The sequence below is a fragment of the Nonomuraea sp. NPDC049695 genome (assembly GCF_040674955.1).
Taxonomy (GTDB): domain Bacteria; phylum Actinomycetota; class Actinomycetes; order Streptosporangiales; family Streptosporangiaceae; genus Nonomuraea; species Nonomuraea helvata.
On the sequence record NZ_JBFANV010000221.1, the window covers coordinates 1 to 1,861 of the forward strand.

The window sequence follows — 1,861 nt, forward strand, 5'->3', positions numbered from 1 at the left end:
GGCACGGCGGGCATGCCCGGGGCGCTGGCGGGGACCGTGGTGGTGCCGAGGACGTTCGCCGCGGCGCCGCCCGTGGACTCCTTGCCCGCGGACTCCCTGCCGCAGGGTTGCCTGGCGGGGGCCTCGGCCGATCGGGTGTACTGGCTCGACCAGTGCGGCGCGCCGATCGCCAGCGCGCGCTTCGAGGGCCGGGTGCTCGCGGGCGGCGGGGAGATCTGGGCCGTCGGCGCCGATCGGGCGCGCAGGCTCATCGAGCCGGGTCGCCTCGGCGACCCTGTGGAGTTACCCGGCCTGGACCTGTGCGCGGTCGAGGGCGAGCGCCTGTGGTGGACCTCGAAACGCGACACCCTGCTGCGCGGCGGCCCCAGGGAGGTGGATCTCGGGACCTGCGAGCGCGGCGGCATGATCGTGTGCGCCGGCTCCCTGTGGGTCAGCGTGGCGGGCGGGCTGCTGCGGGTCTCCGCCTGGTCGGGCGAGCCGCGGCGGTTCGTGGACGCTCCCGCGGGGCCGGTGCCCTTCCTGGCCTGCGCGAACGGCGTGCTGGCCGGCGGGGGACGTGACCTCTTCGCGCTCGCCCCGGTCGTCGGCGCCGCCGTTCGCCGGATCCGGCTGGGGCTGAAGGCGCCGCTCGCGCTGATGATCGCGGCCGGCAAGCACGTGTGGGCCTTCCCGACGGGCCGCCCCCAGGCTCTCATCGTGCCGTTGTGACCCCATTCCGGGCGGCCGGAACGTGGCGATCTCCGCGTCCGCGATCGGGATGATCAACCGCGCGGCGATTCCCGGTGTCACACTGCGTGGGCGCAGGGCTCTTCGACTTCTTCGGCCACGCGGAAGGAACGCCCCATGACCCAGGCTCCGGCCGGCGCCACCGTACGCCAGTTATCCAGGGTTGTTGGCTCTTCTCGCAGGTCCGTGCGTGCTGACCTTGTCAGACACGTAAGGCACGTTGAGCTGGTTGTTCCAACGGAACGTGAGGGGCCGTCGGCGTCGTCACCATGGACGGCACCACGGGGCTCGGCCCAGGGTGAGCGGTGCCTTCGCTGGGCGCTGCGTTCGTCGCCACGGCGCCTCTGGATTTCCGCTCCCGCGCCGCCCCCGCCCGCGTCATACCATCCGGGATGCCACGCCGTAGCACGCGTTCGCAGCGATACAGCAGACGTATCGAACACGTCACCGGACGTGCCTGGCCGGGCCGGCCGGTCAGTGTCCGGGCGAGAGACGGGCGGATGACGTGGCGGATTCGGTGCGGCACACCCTGCAGGACGGCTCGCAAATGCTGTTCGAGTCGGCCGAGGCGCCGCTGGTGCGCCAGCACAGCGGCGAGCCCGACGTCAGCGAGGGCGGCCCGTTGAAGACCCCTGTCTTCCCCTGGTGAACGGCGCTCTTGGCCGTGTGGTGCTCACTGAACACCACACCAAGATCACACAGACCCTGGCACGGGGACGTTCAGGAGTGGACGGCGCGGATCTCCGTCACGGTGAACTCGTCGACGATGTGCCGGTTCTGCACCAGGAACCCCACCACTCCCGCCACCGCCTCCGCCCCCAGGGCGGCTCTCACACGTGCGCTCAGAAGGTAGACGAGAGGCGTCGACGGCTGGGTGAGCGTGAGCCCGCGGTCGTGGCGGTGCACGTCCTGCAGCGCCCTGATGGGGATCGGCCGCTCGGTGGTGAACCACGCCGCGACCTCCCACTGCGGATGTGCAGGATCGACGTCGGCAGAGGCGCGATAGCAGGCGACGCAGCCGTGCCCGGCGTGCTGACCATGCAGGCAGGTCCACTGGGCGACGGAGGCCGGGCTCTGGTTATGAGCGCTCAGGACGGCTGCTTCGGTGACGAGGCGGCGCACCGGCCTTGGCCGG

3 protein-coding genes are annotated in these 1,861 nt (G+C 71.9%); 2 read left to right on the forward strand and 1 reads right to left on the reverse strand.

Annotated elements, in window-relative coordinates; genetic code table 11:
• Together AB0J64_RS57155 and AB0J64_RS57160 are read left to right on the forward strand one after the other, a co-directional pair.
• On the forward strand, positions 1 to 708 hold a 708-nt coding region (locus tag AB0J64_RS57155), incomplete at its 5' end, for a hypothetical protein (RefSeq protein WP_364047202.1).
• 523 nt (positions 709 to 1,231) lie between these two features.
• Positions 1,232 to 1,375, forward strand: coding sequence for a hypothetical protein (locus AB0J64_RS57160; protein WP_364047205.1), 144 nt, complete (start codon positions 1,232 to 1,234; stop codon positions 1,373 to 1,375).
• 71 nt (positions 1,376 to 1,446) lie between these two features.
• Here AB0J64_RS57160 and AB0J64_RS57165 read toward each other — a convergent pair.
• A partial coding sequence (locus tag AB0J64_RS57165; protein WP_364047208.1) for a hypothetical protein occupies positions 1,447 to 1,861 on the reverse strand: 415 nt, incomplete at its 5' end.